The following is a 17,681-nucleotide window of genomic DNA, read 5'->3' as shown; positions in this document are numbered from 1 at the left end:
AAAGCGCGGCGTGGCGGGCCGGGCGCGGCTGCCATGCTGCCGGCCATGCGGCACCCGTCGTTCGCGTGCGCGATCATCGCCTTCTGTCTGGGTCTCTGGGGTCTCACGGGCCCGTCGATGTGGTGCGACGAGATCGTGACCGCCGACCTGGCCACCCGATCCATGGACGAGATCATGGCCGTGCTGGCCAAGGTGGACGCCGTGCACGGGCTGTACTACCTGATCGCCAAGGGCCTGGCCGAGCTGACCGGGCAGGCGGGGGAGGTGGTCCTGCGGCTGCCGTCCATGCTCGCGATCACGGCGGCGAGCGCGGTCCTGGCCGGGATCGGCCGCAGGATCGCAGGCCCCGGCGTCGGCCTGGTTGCGGGTGTGCTGTTCGCCGCGCTGCCGATGGTGAGCCTGTACGCCCACGAGGCCCGCTCCTACGCTCTGGTCGCCCTGCTGGCCACCGTCGCCACGTGGCTGCTGATCCGCGGGATCCAGGACGGCGGGCGGCGGTGGTTCGCCGGCTACGCGGTGGCCCTCGCGCTCATGGGGCTGACCAACCTGATCGCGCTCCTGCTCGTCATGGCGCACGGTGCCACGTTGCTGTGGGCCCGGCCTCCGCGGCGGGCGGTGCTGTGGTGGCTGGCGGCCACGACGGCGGGCGTCCTGGCGACGCTTCCGCTGGTGCTGACGGCCTACCAGCAGAAGGGAGCGGTGGCCTGGATTCCCGTCCCCACCGGGGCAGTCCTCTGGGACACCGTGCGCGACATAGCGGGTTCGGTTCTCGGGACCGTCGTCCTGGTCGCGCTCATCGGCATGGGCGCCTGGAGCGGCAGAAGGCGGCACCTGGGGATCGCCGCCGTCGTCCTGCCGTGGGCGTTGCTGCCGCCGCTGGCGCTGGTGGCGCTCTCGCCCGTCCAGTCGCTGTTCATGCCGCGCTATCTGTTCTTCTGCGTGCCGGCGTGGGCGCTGGCCGCCGCGGCGGGCGCCGTCGCGCTCCGCCCCGCACCACGCCTGGCCGTCCTCGCGGCACTGACGGCATTGCTCGTTCCCGCCAACGTGGCCGCCCGCGCGCCCGGCGCCAAGCCAATGAACGTGCGGGCCGTCGCGGGTGTGCTCAACACGCACGCGCAGGCCGGCGACCTGATCGTCTACGTGCCGCGCTGGCCCAGGCTCATGTGGGCGGCCTACCCCGGCCCCGGCTCGCGCCTGCGTGACGTGACGCTCGAGTCGACGGCACGCCAGACGGGCACCCTGGTCGGCGCGGACGCTCTCAAGAAGGACATCTCCGCCCGCCTCGCCTCCGGTGGGCGGCGGGTCTGGTTGGTACGGCTGGGCCAGCACAGCGGCGGGGTGGAGGACCTGCAGCGGACCAGGCGCCGCCAGATCAGGGCGGCGGGCGGCTACACGATGGCGGGCCGCTGGGGCTTCGCCGGCGCGCGCGTCATCCTCTTCGAGCGGCCGGTCCCTGGGCCTGTGCGCTGACCGTCACCATGCGGGTGAACTCCGAGGGCAGGTCCACCCCGTCCCACACCCGGTGGAAGGTCAGCGCGGAGCCGAACGGCACCATGCGATCGACACCGCGCCCGGCCAGCGCCCTGGCCAGCTCCTCCAGCTCGTCCTTGGCGAAACCGAAGTGCGTCATCGTCTGGTCCTTGCGCTCGACGAGCGGCACCAGCTCGCCGAGGTCGGCGAGCCTGGTGTGGGCGAACGTGCCGGTGCCCAGCCAGCGCCTCGGCATCGCCGAGGGCGAGGTGAGCCGCACATCGGTCACCGCGTTGCCGTGGAAGGCGATCGACTCGCCCGCGCCGTCGGCCGCCATGCCGTACGTCGCGACCCGCTTCTCGACCGCCATGGCCGCGTCGACGCTCCAGCCGCGCGCGGCGACCGCCTCGGCCAGCCGGAGCGTGAAGTCGGCGTGCGCCCGGTCGGCGTCGCCCACCGAGCCGACCCAGAACACGGTCCTGGGAGAGGAGCAGGCGGCCTGGTCGAACCAGTAGGAATCGTTGGCGAACCCCTCGGCCGCCGCCGCCCGCACCGCTTCCGTGCTGCCCAGCCACGCCACCGCCCTGATCACCGCGAACGACGAGCGGTCGGGGAAGGTGAGGTCGCGGGCGTGCGGCGCCAGCGGGTGGCGGCGGATGGCGGTGACGGCGGCGTCGCCGCCCCAGACGACCCGCAGGTCGCAGGCAGCGGAGAAGGCCGCGGTGGCCTCGTCGGAACGGTCGTAGGAGACGATCCGCTGCGAGCGCGCCACGACGGGATCGGCGTCGCGCAGCGCCCTGGCCAGGGTCTCGACGATCGTGCGGGCGACGGCGCCCGCGCGGGGCGACAGCCGTACGACATTGCGGTTGCCCATGAGCGCCGACAGCGCCCACGAGTAGACGAAGACGGTGTCGACGTTGGCGGGCGGGACGTGGAAGACCAGCCCGCGCGGCACCCGCAGGTGCTCGCCGTGGAGCAGGTCGAGCGCCCTGGCCAGCTCGACCCGGCGCAGGAAGAAGCCGAGCGAGCCCAGCTCGGGGTGGCGGCGGGCGATGGCGGGGCTGAGCAGCCTGGCGCCGAACGCGGTGAGGAAGGCGCGCATCCGCTCGTCGCCGACCGCCAGCGGCACCCCGTCGGGTGCGGCGGTCAGCTCGGCGACCAGCGTCTCCACCTCGGCCTTGCCGGCGACGGGGAACAGGACGTCGATCATCAGGCCGCCGCTCCGAACGTGTCGCCGCACCCGCGGGCCTCGGCCATGGGCAGCCTGCCCAGGACGGAGAACCGCTTGCCCGGCCACACCCCGTCGTCGACGCCGTGGACGACGCCGAGGTCCTCGGTCAGCAGGACGTGCCCCGGATAGGAGGTCGGCATCGTGGAGACCACCTCGATCAGGCCAGGCACGCCCACCGGCGTCTCCTGCCACGTGTCGGGGTCGCGGATCACCACGTCGGCGAAGTCGGGGCAGTAGAGCCCGCTGCCGTCGCCGCCCTCCAGGTAGATCGTGCCGATCTGTTCCACCATCCCGTAGAAGTTGTGGACGGCTGTCAGCCCCGTGCGCTCGGCGAAGTGGCGGCGGAAGGCGGTGTTGTCCACGGCCTGCTCGGCCAGCTTCTTCCAGCCGCCGGAGTGGACCATGATCCCGTTGGACAGGTCGGCCTCCAGCTCGCGCAGGTAGAGCCACACCATGAACGTGAAGCCGAACAGCAGGAACGGCTCGCGCCCGTGCTCGGCCAGGAATCCCGCGACCGCCGCGTGGTCGGGCCGTCCCTCCTCGTCGAGGGCGAAGGTGTGGTCCCTGCCGAAGTTCATCATCCCGAGCACGCCCGCGCCCCGCGCGCTCAACGTCGGGTCGCGCACGACCGCCCTGGTGTCGGCGATCAGCATCGGCAGCCGCCGTTCGCCCAGCACGCCGCGCATGGTGGCGGCGAGCATGCGGGTCTGCGTGGCCGCCGCCTCCTTGTCGAGGTAGACGCGGCTGGGCCGCTGCCCGGTCGTGCCGCTGGAGGTCAGCACCCTGAACACCTGCTCCTCGGGGATGCTGCGCAGCTCGTGGGTCTTGAACAGCCGGACCGGCAGCCACGGCAGGTCGGCCACCGACCCGTACGGCGGCGCCGCCCCGATCGCCTCGACGATCCGCCGGTACGGCTCGCAGTCGCGCCGGTGCCGTTCGGTCATGGCGGCGAGCTGGGGCAGCAGCGCCGCCTCCTTCGCCGCCTGGGACAGGGTGAAGACGCTCACGCGCGGGCCTCCAGCGCTCGGTAGTCGATCTTGCCGGTCGCGAGGAGCGGAAGCCGGTCCACCCCTCGCACGTCGAACCCGCTCCAGTGCAGGCGCAGCTCGTCGGCCAGCCGCCTGGCCACCGCCTCGCGCGCGCCCTGGTCCATGCCCTCGGTCCACACCGTCACCCGGTCGTCGCCGCCGGTGGCCGCGACGGGCCCGCACTCGCGCAGCAGCCGCTCCACGTCGTCGAGGTTGACGCGCACGCCGAAGATCTTGGCGATGCGCTTCACCCTGCCGGTGACGTACAGGAAGCCCTCGTCGTCGAGGTGGCCGAGGTCGCCGGTCCTGAGCACGCCGCCCAGGTCGTCGCCCCTGGCCAGGTCGGCCGCGCTCTCGGCGTAGCCCATCATCACGTTGGGCCCCCGGTAGAGGACCTCGCCGTCCTCGACGCCGAGCGCGCCGCCGGGCAGCGCGAGGCCCGCCGAGCCGGGCTTGCCGGCCAGCCGCTCGGGGGGCAGCACCGCGATGCGGGCGGTGGCCTCGGTCTGGCCGTACATGACGAAGAACCTGTCGACCTTGGCGGCGAACTCGGCGACCAGCTCGGGCCGCAGCCTGCCGCCCGCCTGGGTCAGCGTGGTCAGCGCGGGGTAGGCGGCGGGGTCGAAGCGCAGCCTGCGCAGCATCTCGTACTGGTACGGCACGCCCGCCAGCGAGGTGCAGCCGTGCTCGGCCAGCTCCCGCCAGAAGGCCCGTTCGAGCAGGCTCGCGCCGGTCAGGACGACGGTGGCGCCGACGGCCAGATGGCTGTTGAGCACCGACAGGCCGTAGCTGTAGTGGAGCGGCAGGCTGGTGGGCGCGATGTCGGAGGGGGTCAGGCGCAGGGCTTGGGCGATGGAACAGGCGTTGGCCATGACGGCGGCGTGGGAGAGCCGTACGAGCTTGGGATTGCCGGTGGAGCCCGACGTTGGCAGCAGCACGGCCAGGTCGGGGTGCGGATCGGGCGCACTGCGCGGCCCAGCCGGTCCCTGGCCGTCGAAGCTGTCGAAGCCGAGGATGGCGGCGGCCTTGAAGCGGGCGGCCAGGTCGGCGAGCGTGGCGGCGGGAAGGGCGGGGTCGAGCAGCGCGACGGGCCTGCGCGCGTGCAGCGCGGCCAGGTAGGAGAGCACGGACGGCAGGTCGTTGCGCATGCCGAGGAACAGCGGGCCCGGCGGCGAGGCGGCCAGCGCCCGTCCGGCCTCGGCGACGCGCGCTCCCAGCGCGTCGCCGCCGAGCACGTCGCTCGTACCCGCCACGACAAGCCTGGCGGCTGGGTGTGGGAACGGATCCATCGCTGCTGCCTTCCTGTGGGGCGGGGCGGGGTCAGAGCACCAGGCCGCCGTCGACGCCGAGCACCTGGCCGGTGACGAAGGCCGCGTCGGCCGAGAGCAGGAAGGCGGCGCTCGCGGCGACGTCATCGGGCCTGCCGAGCCTGCCGAGCGGCGTGGCGGCGACGACGGCGGCGCGGCCCTGCTCGTCGAGCGTCGCCAGCAGGTCCGTCTCGACGAATCCGGGCGCCACGGCGTTGACCCTGATCCCCGAGGGGCCGAGCTCCTTGGCCGCGGCGAGCGTGAGGCCCAGCACGGCTGCCTTGGTGGCCGAGTAGACGGCCTGGCCGCTGCCGCCTTTGACGCCCATGACGGAGGCGACCAGGAGCACGGCGGGAGCCGTACCCCTGCGCAGCAGCTTCACCGCGGCCTGCAGGGTGTGGGCCGCGCCCACGGCGTTGACCTCGAACAGACGGCTCACCGCCGCGCCGCGCACCAGGCCGAGCAGGCCCGCCTCGTGGACGCCCGCGTTGATCACCAGCGCGTCGAGCCGCCGGTGGCGGCGGTGGATCTCCCGCATCATGGTGGCGACCGCGTCGGCGTCGGCCACGTCGCCGTGGACCGCGCAGGTCAGGCCGCCGCTCTCCGCGGCGAGCTCGGCCGCGGCCTTCTCGGCCGCTTCCGCCGTGCGGCCGTGGACGACGACCTCGTGCCCCGTGGCGGCGAGCCTGGCCGCGATCGCCCTGCCGATGCCCCTGGTGGACCCGGTGACGAGGGCGACCCTCGGCTCAGACCGCGACACCCTGCTTCTCCAGCAGCTCCACGGCCTTGCCGAACGAGCTCATGTCGATCATGTCGTCGGTGTCGATCATGATGTCGAACTCGTCCTCCATCGCGGCGATGAGCGCCATATGGCCCAATGAGTCCCACTGCGGGATGGAGCGGTACTCCAGCCCGTCGACGTCGGTGCCCTCAGGCAGGTTGAGCGAGCTGCAGAAGACGACGCGCAGGCGATCAAGATGTCTCATGTTTCCTCACCGTGTGCGACAGAATCGAGACGCAGTGTAGCGCCGCGGGCGCTTGTCAGGGGCGGCGCGTGAAGGCAACTTCCGCCGCGAGTAATGGATGGGTATAGCGCCGTGCGGCTCGCGGGGACGACTGGAAAGGTCTGCCGAGCGCAGGCTCACGAGGAGGTTCGGTGTGGACGAATCCAATCACTGGTACGGGCACTCACAGATCTTGGGCGACTACTGCGGGATAGCCCGGGGAGGGCCGCCACGTATCCAGGGATTCGTGCAGCATGGCTGGAACTACCTCCACGGCTTTCCCCCGAACGACGGCTGGTGCAGCCCCGGCTATCCCCGGTTCATCTGGTCGGACGTGCTGCGCCGCAGGGGCTGGTCGATGGGCCGCAGGGACCACTACCTGATCGGCGCGCCGTGGATCTACCTGCTCGACAAGGAGCCGGACCTGGGCCGGCTGCCGGAGGACCAGCGCGAAGGCACGATCTGGTACCCCTTCCACGGCTGGGAGAAGAGCTCGGTCCAGGGCGACCACGCCAGGCTGGCGGCGGAGATCCGCGAGGTCGAGACCGGCCCGGTCACCGTCTGCCTCTACTGGCTCGAGTACGGCGACGCCGCCATCAGGCAGGCCTACAAGGCGGCCGGATTCCGCGTCATCAGCCACGGCCACAAGGGCACACGATGGGACGGCAAGGGCCGCGACTTCCTGCGCGGACAGCTGAAAGAGCTGCGCCGGCACCGCAGGGTCGCCTCCAACCGGCTGGGCAGCGCGCTGTTCTACGGCGCCTCCGTCGGCTGCGACATCGCCGTGTACGGGGACCCGATGCAGTACGAGGACGAACGTCCCGAGTACGGCGGCACGGCGCGCAGGATGCGGCTGTGGCCCGACCTGCACGGCGTGCAGGTCGATCGCGACCTGGCCCGCGAGGTGGCCAGAAGCGAGCTCGGTTTCGAGTACCAGGCGGGCCCGGAGGAACTGCGGCGCCTGTTCGGATGGAGAAAGGCGCGATGCGCGTGAACACGACGCCGGACAATGTCCAGCTGATCGGTGGCGAGATGTTGTTGTGGTCGGACCTCACACAGGCGAGGGATTGGGGCGCGGTCGCCACGGAGCTGGCGGCCCTCTTCGTGAGCGAGCGAAGCAGGGTGCTGGTCGTGGGGCCGCACCCGGCGCATCTGTTCGACATGGTGGCCGCGCGCGCGGGGTCGCTGTCGGCGCTGCTGCGCTCCTACTCCGACGCGTGCGCGCTGGCCACCAGGCATCCTGCGGCCAGGGTCTTCTGCGGCAGGCTCGACGTGCTCGCGCAGGACCAGCCGTACGACCTGGTGCTCGCCTTCGACGGGTTCACCACCGTGCACTCGGCCGAGGAGCCCGCGCAGAGCTGGCGCGAGTCGCTCGCCACGCTTTCGGCGCTGGTCGCCGAGGGCGGGCGGCTGATCCTGGGCGTGGAGAACGACCTGGGCGTCGACCGGTTCGTGTCGGCCAGGCCGGCCGGCCGTGAGGGCGACGATTCGCAGTGGACGCCGCACGGCTACGACATGACCTATCCCAACGGCCCCGAGACGGTCGAGCGGGAGCTCCAGGCGCTGAACCTGCACGCGGAGACGTGCTACGCGACCTTCCCCACCAGGGAGGCGCCGCGCGCGCTGCTGGCCACCCACGTGCTGGCCCAGCGTCCGCCGGACGCGCTCACCGTCCCGCTCAGCGCCAGGGGCTACGACACCAGGATGATCGTGGCCGACCCGCTCCACCTGACCCGTACCGCCTTCAGGCACGAACTGGCCGACCGCCTCGCCCCGCTGTGGGTGACCGTCGCCAGGAAGGGCCCGTGCGCGCCCAGCCACACCATCCTGCCGATGGGCCTGCTGCAGAGCGGCCCCCTCGTCCACGAGGTGGTCTACGGCAGCGCGGGCTGGAGCCGCGCCGCGCTCTCAGAGCCTCCGGACACCGGAAGGGTGCGCCTGGTGGCCGGGGACGCCTCCGTGGCCATCCCGCACGGCAGGGTGCTGGAGGAGATCCTGCTGGAGGGCTGCGCCCGCGGCGACCTGCGGGCGCTCAGGGACACCTGCGCCGCGCTCGGCGCGTGGGTGAAGGCGCAGCCGCCCTCGATCGCCGCCTTCGGCACGACCGACAACCTCGTGTGGGACGGCGAGCAACTGCAGTTGGCCGAGCCGGGGTGGACGCTGGACGACGCCCCCGCCGTCGAGGTGGTGCTGTGCCGGATCCTGTGGCGCTTCGCCGTACGGCTGCTCGCCGCCGGTCACCACCACCCCTGGCCATGGCCGATCGAGGCCGACCAGCTCACGCTCACGCTGGCCGGGATGTGCGGGATCCCGTGCGACAAGGAGCACCTGGAGGCGGCGACGCGGCTGGAGGAGGAGATCGGCACCGTCATCGAGCCGGGCCAGACGCCGCCCGCCTACCGCGAGCTGCTCGACGCCCGCGACCACCTCCACCAGTGCCTGTCGGCCTCCCAGTCGAGGGTGAGCAGGCTGGAGGCGAAGCTGACCTACCGCGAGCGCGACCTGAAGAAGACCAAGGCGAAGCTGAAGAAGGCGCAGCGCAAGGTCCTGGCCTGCCGCAGAACCTTCGGCTACCGGCTGTCGCTGAAGCTCGCCCGCCCAGGGCGGCTGGCCCGCAAGGTCCTCCGCACATTCTCCAACTGAAGAGAGTCTCAGTGCTTTCGGTGATCATCCCTTTCCGCAACGTGGAGAAGTACGTCGGCGAGTGCCTGGAGTCGGTCGCGGGGCAGTCCCTGCGCGACTTCGAGGTGATCTGCGTCGACGACGGATCGACCGACGGCAGCGCGGACGTGGCGGCGGCGATGTGCGCGATCGACGATCGCTTCCGCCTGGTCAGGCAGCACAACATGGGCCCCGGCATGGCGCGCAACGTCGGCCTGCGCCACGCGACGCGCCGCTATCTCGCCTTCGTCGACGGCGACGACGTGGTGCCGCGGGCGGCCTTCGCCAAGCTGGTCGGCTCCCTGGAGTCGACCGGCTCCGACCTGGCGTGCGGCGACGCCATGCGGCTCATCGGCGGGCAGCTGGTGCGATCGTGGGCGCACAAGGAAGCCTTCAAGGTGTCGAGGAAGCGCACCCACATCACCCGCCATCCGGCGCTGATCCGCGACCGCATGGTGTGGAACAAGGTCTTCAGGCGCTCGTTCTGGGACGATCTGCGCCTGGCCTTCCCCGACCGGATGTACGAGGACCAGCCCGTCGCCATGGCCGCGCACGTCCGCGCCGCCTCCGTCGACGTGCTGCGCGAGGTCGTCTACCACTGGCGGCAGCGCGACGAGGCCGAGTCGTCCATCACGCAGCGCAAGCTCGAACCCGACAACTTGCGCGACCGGCTGCTCTCGGTCTGCGACGCCTCCAGGATCCTGCGCGGGGGAGCGCCGGGCCTGGGCGCGGCGTTCGACACCGACACGCTCGAGATCGACATGCACGTGGTGGCGGAGGCGGTCGCCCGTCACGGCGACCGCCTGCCGTCCGACATCGTCGAGCTGGCCGTGTCCTACCTCGACCAGGTCCCGCTGTCGGGCTGGCTCGGCCTGCCGTTCGAGCGCCGGCTGCTGGTCCACCTCCTGCACCGGCGGGAGCTCGGCCCGCTCGCGGAGGTCTTCGCCGAGGTGGAGAGCGGCGCGCTGCAACCCCTGATGCGCAGGACCGGCAGGCCGCGGCGGCGCTGGGTCGCCGAGCACTCCCGCATGCCCGACCACCTGATGCCGCTGTCCGGCGACCTGTCCCTCGCCTCCCGTCTCGTACGGCTGGACTGGCGCGAGGGCATGCTGCGCGGCGAGGGACGCGTCTCGATCGGCAGGTTCGACGCGGGCGCCGTCGGCAGGGTGCAGCTCAGAACCTCGCTGAAGGAGCGCAAGAGCGGCGCCAGGATCTCGCTCGGGTCCGCGACGGCCTTCCCCACCTGGGCGGAGACCGCCTGGGAGGACGACTCCACCGCGCTGGAGAGCGGCTACGACTTCGCGTTCACGCTCGACCCCGCCACGCTCGCCGCCCACGGCTCAGGACACTGGGAGCTCCACATGGAGCTGCGCCGCCCTGGGCTGCACCTGCAGGGCAGGATCGGCGGCCGGCGTTGGGCGCAGCCCACGACCCCGGTGCCCGTACGGCAGCGCGGCCTGTGGCTGGTGCCCGTGCGGACCCCCCGCGGCTCATGGGGCGTCAAGCTGTTCCGGCGCAACTCCGTCGTGCGCGAATGCCACGTCCACGGCGACGAGCTGGTCGTGTCGGGCGAGCTGGCCAAGCTCGGCGACGGCGAGCCCGTCCTGCGCCTGATCCGCAGGAACGACGGCGAGGAGGTCTACTTCCCCGTCGCCCTCGACGGCCACGCCTTCACCGCCCGCGTCGCGTTCGCCGAGATCGACGACTCCAAGCAGGAGGAGGCCTGCTGGGACCTCGTCCTCGACCAGGGCAAGGTCGTCAGGCCCGTGGTGGAGACCGCGGCCAGGCCCGAGGTCGAGGTGAAGGGCAGGCGCTACCTCGTCGACAGGAGCGAGGACGGCTGCCTCATGATCAGGGAGACCGGCGTCAGCTGAGGATGCCTGCCAGGCACTCGACGACGCGGTCCTGGTCGCCGTCGGACAGGTCGGGGAACAGCGGCAGCGAGAGCTGCTCGCCGTAGTACGCCTCGGCCTCTGGGCACAGGCCACGCCGGTAGCCGAGGTCCTCGAAGACCGGGTGCCAGTAGGCGGGGATGTAGTTGACCTGGACGCCGATGCCCGCCGCGCGCATCCTGTCGTAGACCTCACGCCGCCGCCCCTCCCGCACGCGGACGGGGTAGAGGTGCCACGAGGGCTCGACGTGGTCGCGCCGGACGGGCAGGCCCAGGCCGGGCACCCCGGCCAGCAGCTTGTCGTAGCGCGCCACCAGCTCGGCCCTGCGGGCCCTGAAGGCGGCCAGGCGGCGCAGCTGGCTGATCCCGAGCGCGCACAGCACGTCGGGCAGCCGGTAGTTGAGGCCGAAGGCGTGGACCTCCTGGTGCCAGCCGCCGACCCCGGGGTCGCGCTGCAGAGCGGGGTCTCTGACCAGGCCGTGGTTCTTGAACATCGCCGCCCGCCCGAACAGGCCGGCGTCCGCGGCGGCGACGGCGCCGCCCTCGGCCGTGGTGACCGTCTTGGTGGGGAAGAACGAGAACGTCGTCAGGTCGCACAGCGAGCCGACCGGGCGGCCCCGGTAGGCGGCCCCGATGGAGTGGGCGGCATCGCCCACCAGCGTCGCGCCGCACCCGTCGGCGACCTGGCGCAACGTGTCGTACTCGGCCGGATGGCCCGCGTAGTCGACCGCGGTGATCGCGCGCGTCCTGCCCGTCACCGCGGCGGCGGCCGCGGCCGGATCGAGGTTGCCGGTGTCGGGCTCCACGTCGGCGAAGACGACCTTCGCACCCAGGAGGGCGGCCGTGGCCGCGGTGGCGACGAACGTCAGCGGCGAGGTGACGACCTCGTCGCCGTCGCCGAGGCCCGCCGCCGCGTAGGCGACGTGGAGCGCGGCGGTGCCCGAGGTGACGCTGACGCACGGCACGCCGCCCGTCCAGGCGGCCAGCTCGCGCTCGAACAGGGCGACGGCAGGACCCGTCGTCAGCCAGTCGCCGCGCAACACCTCGGCGACGGCCTCGATATCGGCGTCGATGATCGACTGACGTCCATAGGGAAGCATCAGGCGGTCACCCCCACCATCTCGCGCAGCTCGTCGACCGACAGCCAGCGGTCGTTGGTGTCGGAGCGGTAGGCGAACCCCTCGGGCAGCAGCTCGCCGCCCTGCGGAGGGACGTAGCCCCAGGTCGCGATCGTCGGCTGGACCACGTAGCGGTCGGCCAGGCGCAGCGTGCGCCTGCCGTCGTCGGGCGCGATCATCTCCTCGTGCAGCTTCTCGCCCGGCCTGATGCCGATCTCCTCCATCGGGCTCTCGGGGGCCAGCGCCTCGGCCAGGTCGGTGATGCGCATGCTCGGGATGCGCGGCACGTACAGCTCGCCGCCCTGCATCATGTCGAAGGAGTCGACGACGAACCTGACCGCCTGGTCGAGCGTGATCCAGAAGCGGGTCATCCGCTTGTCGGTGATCGGCAGGCTGCCGCCCTCCTTGGCCAGGCGCAGGAAGAACGGCACGACCGAGCCGCGGCTGCCCACCACGTTGCCGTAGCGCACCACGGCGAACCTGGTCACGTGGCTGGCGGCGTAGTGGTTGGCCGAGACGAAGAGCTTGTCGGCGACGAGCTTGGTCGCGCCGTACAGGTTGATGGGGCTGGAGGCCTTGTCGGTGGACAGCGCCACGACCTTGCGCACGCCGCAGTCGATCGCCGCCTCGACGACGTTCTGCGAGCCCGCGATGTTGGTCCTGACGTACTCGAAGGGGTTGTACTCGGCGGTGTCGACCTGCTTGAGCGCGGCGGCGTGCACGACGTGGTCGACGCCGTGCATGGCGCGGGTCAGCCGGTCGCGGTCGCGCACGTCGCCGATGAACCAGCGCAGCCGCTCGTCCTCACCGAACAGCTGCCTGGCCTCGTACTGCTTGAGCTCGTCGCGAGAGAAGATCACCAGGCGGCGGACGCCGAGATGGTCGAGGGCGTGGCGCACGAAGGCCTTGCCGAAGGAGCCAGTGCCTCCTGTGATCAACATTGACGATCCCGTCACCACGCTCACGTCGCCCCCTGATTTCGGTGGTACTTCCCGCGTCTGCGCACGCTGGCCGGTAGCCTAGCGCGACGAGATAGACACGCACGGTCACACGGGGGAATGGGGCATCAGTGCGTATTGTCGGAGTCATCCAAGCGCGCATGGGGTCATCGCGACTACCCGGCAAGGTGCTGCGCGACCTGGGGGGTCGCTCGGTGCTCGGCTGGGTGGTCAGGGCCGTCGACCGGTCGGACATCGTCGACGACCTCGTGGTCGCGACCACGACGGAGGCCGCCGACGATGCGATCGTGGCGGAGTGCGAGCGGCTTGGCGTCGCCTGGCACCGCGGCCCGGTCGACGACGTGCTGACCAGGTTCGTCGAGGCGCTGGAGAGCCGGCCGTGCGAGGCCGTCATGCGCTTCACCGCCGACTGCCCGCTGCTCGACCCCGAGATGATCAGGCAGGTCGCGCTGGCCTACGGCGCGCTTCCCGGCCTCGACTACCTGACCACGAGCCTGGTCCGCACGCTGCCGCGCGGCATGGACGTCGAGATCGTCGGCAGAGATGTGCTGGAGGCCGTGGGCAAGGTCGCCACCGGCTACCACCGCACGCACGTCACCTCCCACATCTACACCCATCCCGACGACTTCCACCTGCTCGGCCTCAGCTACCTCCCGCACGCCGCCGACCTGCGGGTCACGCTCGACACCGAGGACGACTGGCAGCTGATCGCCACCATGGTGGCCGCCATGGGCGACCGGTGCGCGCGCGTGCGCGAGCTGGTCGCGTGGCTGCGCGCACGGCCGGAGGCGTGCCTGATCAACGCGCATGTCGAGCAGAAGGCCCTGCGGGAGGCGTGATCGTGCGCGTCGGCATCCGCTGCGACGCGGGCACCTCGATCGGCGTGGGGCACCTGGTGCGCTGCGTCGCGCTGGCCGAGGAGCTGCGGGCGCGCGGCACGCACGTGTCCTTCCTCGGTGACATGGGGTCGCTGCCGTGGGCCATGCGGCAGCTCGACCTGCGCGCCCTGCCGGTGCGCCCCGCGCCCGCCGAGCCCGACCGGCTCGCGGCGCTCGGGTTCGACGCGGTCGTGCTCGACTCCTACACGCTGCCCCCTGAGACGGGCGGCGTGCTCATGTCGGCGGGCGCGCGCGTGCTGACGATCATGGACGGCGATCCGCTGGGTCAGCAGGCGCACCTCTACCTTGACCAGAACCTCGGCGCGGAGGAGGTGCCGTGCGCGCTGCCGTACCCGGGGGTGCGGCTGGCCGGGGTGCGCTATGTGCTGCTGCGCGACAGCGTACGGCGGGCCGTACGCGCGCCCGCCCGCCCCGCCTCCGCCCCGCCGCACGTGCTGTGCTTCTTCGGCGGCACCGACGCCGCCGGGGTGGCGCCCGAATGGGTGGAGGCGCTGCGGGCGACCGGCGTGCCGTTCACCGCCACCGTGATCAGCGCGGAGATCAGCGCGGAGATCAGCGCGGAGATCAGCGCGGCGCCGCTGCGTGCGAGGGCGGGCATCACCGTCCTGCCGCCCACCGACCTGCTGCCGAACCTGATGGCCGAGGCCGACCTGGTGGTGACCGCCGCGGGCTCGGCCGTCTGGGAGCTGCTCTACCTCGGCGTGCCCGCGGCGCTCACTTGGGTGGCCGACAACCAGCTCATCGGCTACGAGGCGCTGGTGGGTCGCGGCCTGGCCGCCGGGCTCGGCGGCAGCGCCGAGCGGGCCGTGCCCACGCTGCGGCGGCTGCTCACCGAGCCGGAGCTGCGAGCGGAGTACGGCACGCGCGGCGCGGCGCTCGTCGACGGCCGGGGCAGGGAGCGCGTCGCCGACGCCTTCCTCAGATGAGGTCCCAGGTCAGCGGAGTCCCCAGGGTGGCGTCCCTGCTGAACGTGCGGCCCATCACCTCGCTCGCCGTCTCCGGCGGCAGGCCGCCCGCGGGCCTGATCGACCTGACGTTCTCCGGCGTTAGCGGCTCGCCTGCGCGCACGTCGCGCACGACGTACAGCGAGCGCCTGAACCGCAGCCCCTCACGCTCGCTCGGCCGCGGCCCGATCACCGGCGCGCCGAGCGACTGCCAGGCCCGCTCGCTCTCCACGACGAGCGCCGCCAGCTCGGCGGGCTCCAGCGAGAAAGCGGCGTCGACCCCTCCGGCCTCGCGCGAGAGCGTGACGTGCTTCTCGATCAGGCACGCGCCCAGCGCGACCGCCGCCAGCGGCACCCCGATCCCCGGCGTGTGGTCGGAGACGCCGACCACCGTGCCGGTCAGTCCCGCCAGCAGCGGCAGCGAACGCAGGTTGCTCTCGGTGGGCGCGGCCGGATAGGCGGCCGTGCACGCCAGCACCGCCAGCTGCTCACAGCCCGCCGCGCGGGCGGCGTCGACGGCGGCGTGGATCTCGCCGATCGTCGCCATGCCGGTGGAGATGATCAGCGGCTTGCCCGTGGCCGCCGCCAGCCTGATGAGCGGCAGGTCCACGATCTCCGAGGAGGCGATCTTGTAGGCGGGCGCGCCGAGCTTCTCCAGCAGGTCGATCGCGGTGGGGTCGAACGGCGAGGAGAACGGCACCAGCCCCCGCTCGCGGGCCCGCTCGAAGATCGGCTGGTGCCACTCCCACGGGGTGTGCGCCCGCTCGAAGAGCCGGTAGAGGTTCTCGCCGCCCCACAGCTCGTGGCCCTCGCCGATGCGGAAGGCGGGGCCGTCGGCGTCGACGGTGATGGTGTCGGGCCGGTAGGTCTGCAGCTTCAGCGCATGAGCCCCCGCGGCGGCGACCGCGTCGACGATGGCCAGCGCCCGGCGGAGGTCGCCGTTGTGGTTGCCGGACATCTCGGCGATGACGAACGGCGGATGGCCCGCCCCGATCTCGCGCCCTGCGATGGAGATCACGCGGATGCCTCCCTGGTGAGCTGGATGGTGATGACGTTCCTGTCGACGCCGTCGATGGCGCGCGGGTCCGAGCCGACCTCGGCGAATCCGAACCGCCGGTGCAGGCGCCTGACCGACTCGTTGTCCTCGAGCACCTCGCCGCGCAGCGTCGCCAGGCCGAGTGGGCCGAAGGCGTGCTCGATCGCGGCCCGCTCCAGGCCGATCCACGCCCGCAGCAGCTCGCCCGACGACTCCAGGCCGTCAAGGTCGAGGTAGAAGCCCCAGACGGCGCTCGTGGCGCCGGGGCCGAGCCCGGTGAACGTCACCACGCCCGACGGCGTGCCGCCGTGCTCGTAGACGAGCACCTCGCGGCTCGGGTCGCCGCTCACGCCCGCCCACCATCGGGCGTGCTCGTCGGGGCCGATCTCGTGCGTGGTCAGGCTGGCCGCGCGGACCCTCGGATGGTTGCGCCAGCGCCTGATGGTCTCCAGGTCGTGCTCGCCGACGTGTCTCAGCACCTCGCCCCCCTCCTGCACGAAGCGTGCTCGTCCAGAAGCTCAACGTAGCGGATTCGAGTGAAGGTAAAGAGCTGATCAGGGACAGGCATGGTGGCTGCCGTCCTGTCATGGGAAGGGCATCCTGCGAGCATGCCCCTGCTCAGCGTGATCGTGCCGTTCTGCAATGTCGAGCCGTACATCACCGAATGTCTGAAGTCGCTCGAGTCCCAGTCTTTGACAGACCTTGAAGTGATCCTCGTGGACGACGGGTCCATCGACGGCAGCCGCGAGGTCGCCGAGGACTTCGTCTCGAGAGACGACCGATTCGTGCTGCTCACCCAGAAGCGGCAGGGCCCAGGCCCCGCCCGCAACACCGGTGTACGGCACGCGCGCGGCGCCTACCTCGCCTTCGCCGACAGCGACGACGTGGTGCCGCCCAACGCCTACGAGCTGCTCGTCGGCTCGCTGGAGACGACCGGCTCCGACCTGGCCTGCGGCGGCGTCGAACGGCTGCGGTCGGGCGAGACGTCGCTGTCCACGCTGCACGCCAAGGTGTTCAGGCGCAGCGTGGAGCGCACCCACATCAGCCGCAAGCGGATCCTCGTCAGGGACCGCACGGTATGGAACAAGGTCTACCGGCGCTCCTTCTGGGAGGCCCGGGGGCTGGAGTTCGCCGAGGGGATCTACGAGGATCTGCCCGTCGCCATCAGGGCCCACGTCATGGCCGAACAGGTCGACGTGCTGTCCGAGATCGTCTACCAGTGGCGGGAGCGAGACTCGGGGGAGCCCTCGATCACGCAGCGCCGCGAGGAACTGCCCAACCTGCGCGCCCGGCACGCGGCGATCAGGCAGGTGCGCGCGTTCATGGCCGAGGCCGCGCCGCGGCTCATCGTGCCGTTCGACCGCCTGGTGCTGGAGAAGGACACCGCGTTCCTGCTGCAGGCCGTCGCCGACAGCAGCCCAGGGGACCGGATGGGCCTGCTGGAGCTCGGCGGCAGCTGGCTGACCGAGATGCACCGCTCGGTGGTGAAGGAAGCGCCCGCGCTGCGCCGGCTCGAACTCCACCTGCTCCGCCGCGGGCTGGCCAAGGAGCTCGCCAAGGTCCGCAAGTACCGGGTCCAGGCGGCAGGGGAGCCGCGCGCGGTCCAGCTCCGCCGCAAGGCGAAGGGCTGGTACGGCGACTTCCCCTATCTCGGCAACAAGCGGCTGCAGATCCCCTACAAGGTCTACGAGATCAGCGAGGAGCTCAAGCTCGTCGCCAGGGTCGGCGAGGCCGTCCTGGACGGCGGCCGCCTCAGGGTGACGGGCGAGGTCTTCATCAGGCGGCTGGAGGGCCGCAGGGTCAAGGTCGCGCTCTGGCTGGAGCAGGGCGAGAGCGCGATCCCCTTGAAGGCCCGGTGGAAGAAGCGCCGCACGTTCACCGCCGAGATCGACGCGGGCGCGCTCGCTCACGGAACGTGGCGGATCGGCGTGCGAGCGGAGTATCGCGACCTGATCAAGGACGGCTACCTTCGGCCCGCGCCCATGGCCGGACAATCCGAGGGCGCGGACGACGATGACATGGACCCGGGTCAATCTACCCAAGGGCCTGGTGCGTGCCGGGATGGTCAAGAAGCGGCATGGACATTCTCCAGTAGTTCCAGAGAGTAGTCGAAGAACCACGGTCTGTCGTCAT

At 71.9% G+C, this 17,681-nt stretch carries 16 protein-coding genes; 7 read left to right on the top strand and 9 right to left on the bottom strand.

Features of this window, described 5'->3' with window-relative positions; genetic code table 11:
* The first annotated feature begins 45 nt into the window (after positions 1-45).
* Complete coding sequence (locus tag ACFXJ8_RS01655; RefSeq protein ID WP_379641864.1) at positions 46-1,470, top strand: glycosyltransferase family 39 protein; 1,425 nt, start codon at positions 46-48, stop codon at positions 1,468-1,470.
* On the opposite strand, the gene ACFXJ8_RS01650 is transcribed toward ACFXJ8_RS01655, so the two are convergent.
* From ACFXJ8_RS01650 to ACFXJ8_RS01630, 5 genes are read right to left on the bottom strand one after another with little or no spacing between them, the layout of a single operon-like run.
* The gene (locus tag ACFXJ8_RS01650) at positions 1,430-2,680 is read right to left on the bottom strand and encodes an acyl-CoA reductase (protein ID WP_379641863.1); all 1,251 of its coding nucleotides are present in this window, start codon (positions 2,678-2,680) and stop codon (positions 1,430-1,432) included. The genes ACFXJ8_RS01655 and ACFXJ8_RS01650 overlap by 41 nt on opposite strands.
* Positions 2,680-3,708: an acyl-protein synthetase gene (locus ACFXJ8_RS01645; RefSeq protein ID WP_379641862.1), complete on the bottom strand. Its 1,029-nt coding sequence runs from the start codon at positions 3,706-3,708 to the stop codon at positions 2,680-2,682. Before ACFXJ8_RS01645 ends, ACFXJ8_RS01650 begins: the two co-directional genes overlap by 1 nt.
* Complete coding sequence (locus ACFXJ8_RS01640; RefSeq protein WP_379641861.1) at positions 3,705-5,018, bottom strand: AMP-binding protein; 1,314 nt, start codon at positions 5,016-5,018, stop codon at positions 3,705-3,707. The genes ACFXJ8_RS01645 and ACFXJ8_RS01640 overlap by 4 nt, the downstream gene beginning before the upstream one ends.
* A 31-nt stretch (positions 5,019-5,049) precedes the next feature.
* Complete coding sequence (locus ACFXJ8_RS01635) at positions 5,050-5,796, bottom strand: SDR family NAD(P)-dependent oxidoreductase (protein ID WP_379641860.1); 747 nt, start codon at positions 5,794-5,796, stop codon at positions 5,050-5,052.
* Positions 5,783-6,022 (bottom strand): acyl carrier protein, encoded by a 240-nt coding sequence (locus ACFXJ8_RS01630; protein WP_379641859.1) that lies wholly within the window; start codon positions 6,020-6,022, stop codon positions 5,783-5,785. Before ACFXJ8_RS01630 ends, ACFXJ8_RS01635 begins: the two co-directional genes overlap by 14 nt.
* 265 nt (positions 6,023-6,287) lie before the next feature.
* Between ACFXJ8_RS01630 and ACFXJ8_RS01625 the strand changes: the two genes are divergently transcribed.
* Genes ACFXJ8_RS01625 through ACFXJ8_RS01615 form a run of 3 tightly spaced genes read left to right on the top strand, consistent with a single transcriptional unit; the run spans position 6,288 to position 10,575 of the window.
* Positions 6,288-7,034, top strand: coding sequence for a hypothetical protein (locus ACFXJ8_RS01625; protein WP_379641858.1), 747 nt, complete (start codon positions 6,288-6,290; stop codon positions 7,032-7,034).
* Positions 7,025-8,683, top strand: a complete 1,659-nt coding sequence (locus tag ACFXJ8_RS01620; RefSeq protein WP_379641857.1) for a hypothetical protein — start codon at positions 7,025-7,027, stop codon at positions 8,681-8,683. The genes ACFXJ8_RS01625 and ACFXJ8_RS01620 overlap by 10 nt, the downstream gene beginning before the upstream one ends.
* Before the next feature lie 20 nt (positions 8,684-8,703).
* Positions 8,704-10,575, top strand: a complete 1,872-nt coding sequence (locus tag ACFXJ8_RS01615; protein ID WP_379641856.1) for a glycosyltransferase family 2 protein — start codon at positions 8,704-8,706, stop codon at positions 10,573-10,575.
* Here ACFXJ8_RS01615 and ACFXJ8_RS01610 read toward each other — a convergent pair.
* The gene (locus tag ACFXJ8_RS01610) at positions 10,568-11,692 is read right to left on the bottom strand and encodes a DegT/DnrJ/EryC1/StrS family aminotransferase (RefSeq protein ID WP_379641855.1); all 1,125 of its coding nucleotides are present in this window, start codon (positions 11,690-11,692) and stop codon (positions 10,568-10,570) included. The genes ACFXJ8_RS01615 and ACFXJ8_RS01610 overlap by 8 nt on opposite strands.
* Positions 11,692-12,651, bottom strand: coding sequence for a UDP-N-acetylglucosamine 4,6-dehydratase (inverting) (gene pseB, locus ACFXJ8_RS01605; RefSeq protein WP_379641854.1), 960 nt, complete (start codon positions 12,649-12,651; stop codon positions 11,692-11,694). Before pseB ends, ACFXJ8_RS01610 begins: the two co-directional genes overlap by 1 nt.
* Before the next feature lie 128 nt (positions 12,652-12,779).
* On the opposite strand from pseB, the gene ACFXJ8_RS01600 reads away from it, so the two are divergent.
* Both ACFXJ8_RS01600 and ACFXJ8_RS01595 read left to right on the top strand, forming a co-directional pair.
* Entirely contained in the window at positions 12,780-13,508 is a 729-nt protein-coding gene (locus tag ACFXJ8_RS01600) for a cytidylyltransferase domain-containing protein (protein WP_379641853.1), read from the top strand.
* Complete coding sequence (locus ACFXJ8_RS01595) at positions 13,505-14,494, top strand: PseG/SpsG family protein (RefSeq protein ID WP_379641852.1); 990 nt, start codon at positions 13,505-13,507, stop codon at positions 14,492-14,494. Before ACFXJ8_RS01600 ends, ACFXJ8_RS01595 begins: the two co-directional genes overlap by 4 nt.
* Here ACFXJ8_RS01595 and pseI read toward each other — a convergent pair.
* Both pseI and pseH read right to left on the bottom strand, forming a co-directional pair.
* Complete coding sequence (gene pseI, locus ACFXJ8_RS01590) at positions 14,487-15,530, bottom strand: pseudaminic acid synthase (protein ID WP_379641851.1); 1,044 nt, start codon at positions 15,528-15,530, stop codon at positions 14,487-14,489. The two genes, ACFXJ8_RS01595 and pseI, sit on opposite strands and share 8 nt — an antisense overlap.
* Positions 15,527-16,027 carry a UDP-4-amino-4,6-dideoxy-N-acetyl-beta-L-altrosamine N-acetyltransferase gene (gene pseH / locus ACFXJ8_RS01585; protein WP_379641850.1) on the bottom strand — a complete coding sequence of 167 codons (501 nt, stop codon included), beginning with the start codon at positions 16,025-16,027 and terminating at the stop codon, positions 15,527-15,529. The genes pseI and pseH overlap by 4 nt, the downstream gene beginning before the upstream one ends.
* A gap of 129 nt (positions 16,028-16,156) precedes the next feature.
* Here pseH and ACFXJ8_RS01580 point away from each other — a divergent pair, with 129 nt between their 5' ends.
* Positions 16,157-17,656 carry a glycosyltransferase family 2 protein gene (locus ACFXJ8_RS01580; protein WP_379641849.1) on the top strand — a complete coding sequence of 500 codons (1,500 nt, stop codon included), beginning with the start codon at positions 16,157-16,159 and terminating at the stop codon, positions 17,654-17,656.
* Positions 17,657-17,681 lie beyond the last annotated feature (25 nt).

The organism is Nonomuraea sp. NPDC059194, from assembly GCF_042754765.1.
GTDB lineage: Bacteria > Actinomycetota > Actinomycetes > Streptosporangiales > Streptosporangiaceae > Nonomuraea.
Note: the sequence above shows the minus strand (reverse complement) of the source record. Positions and strands in the feature narration are given on the sequence as shown.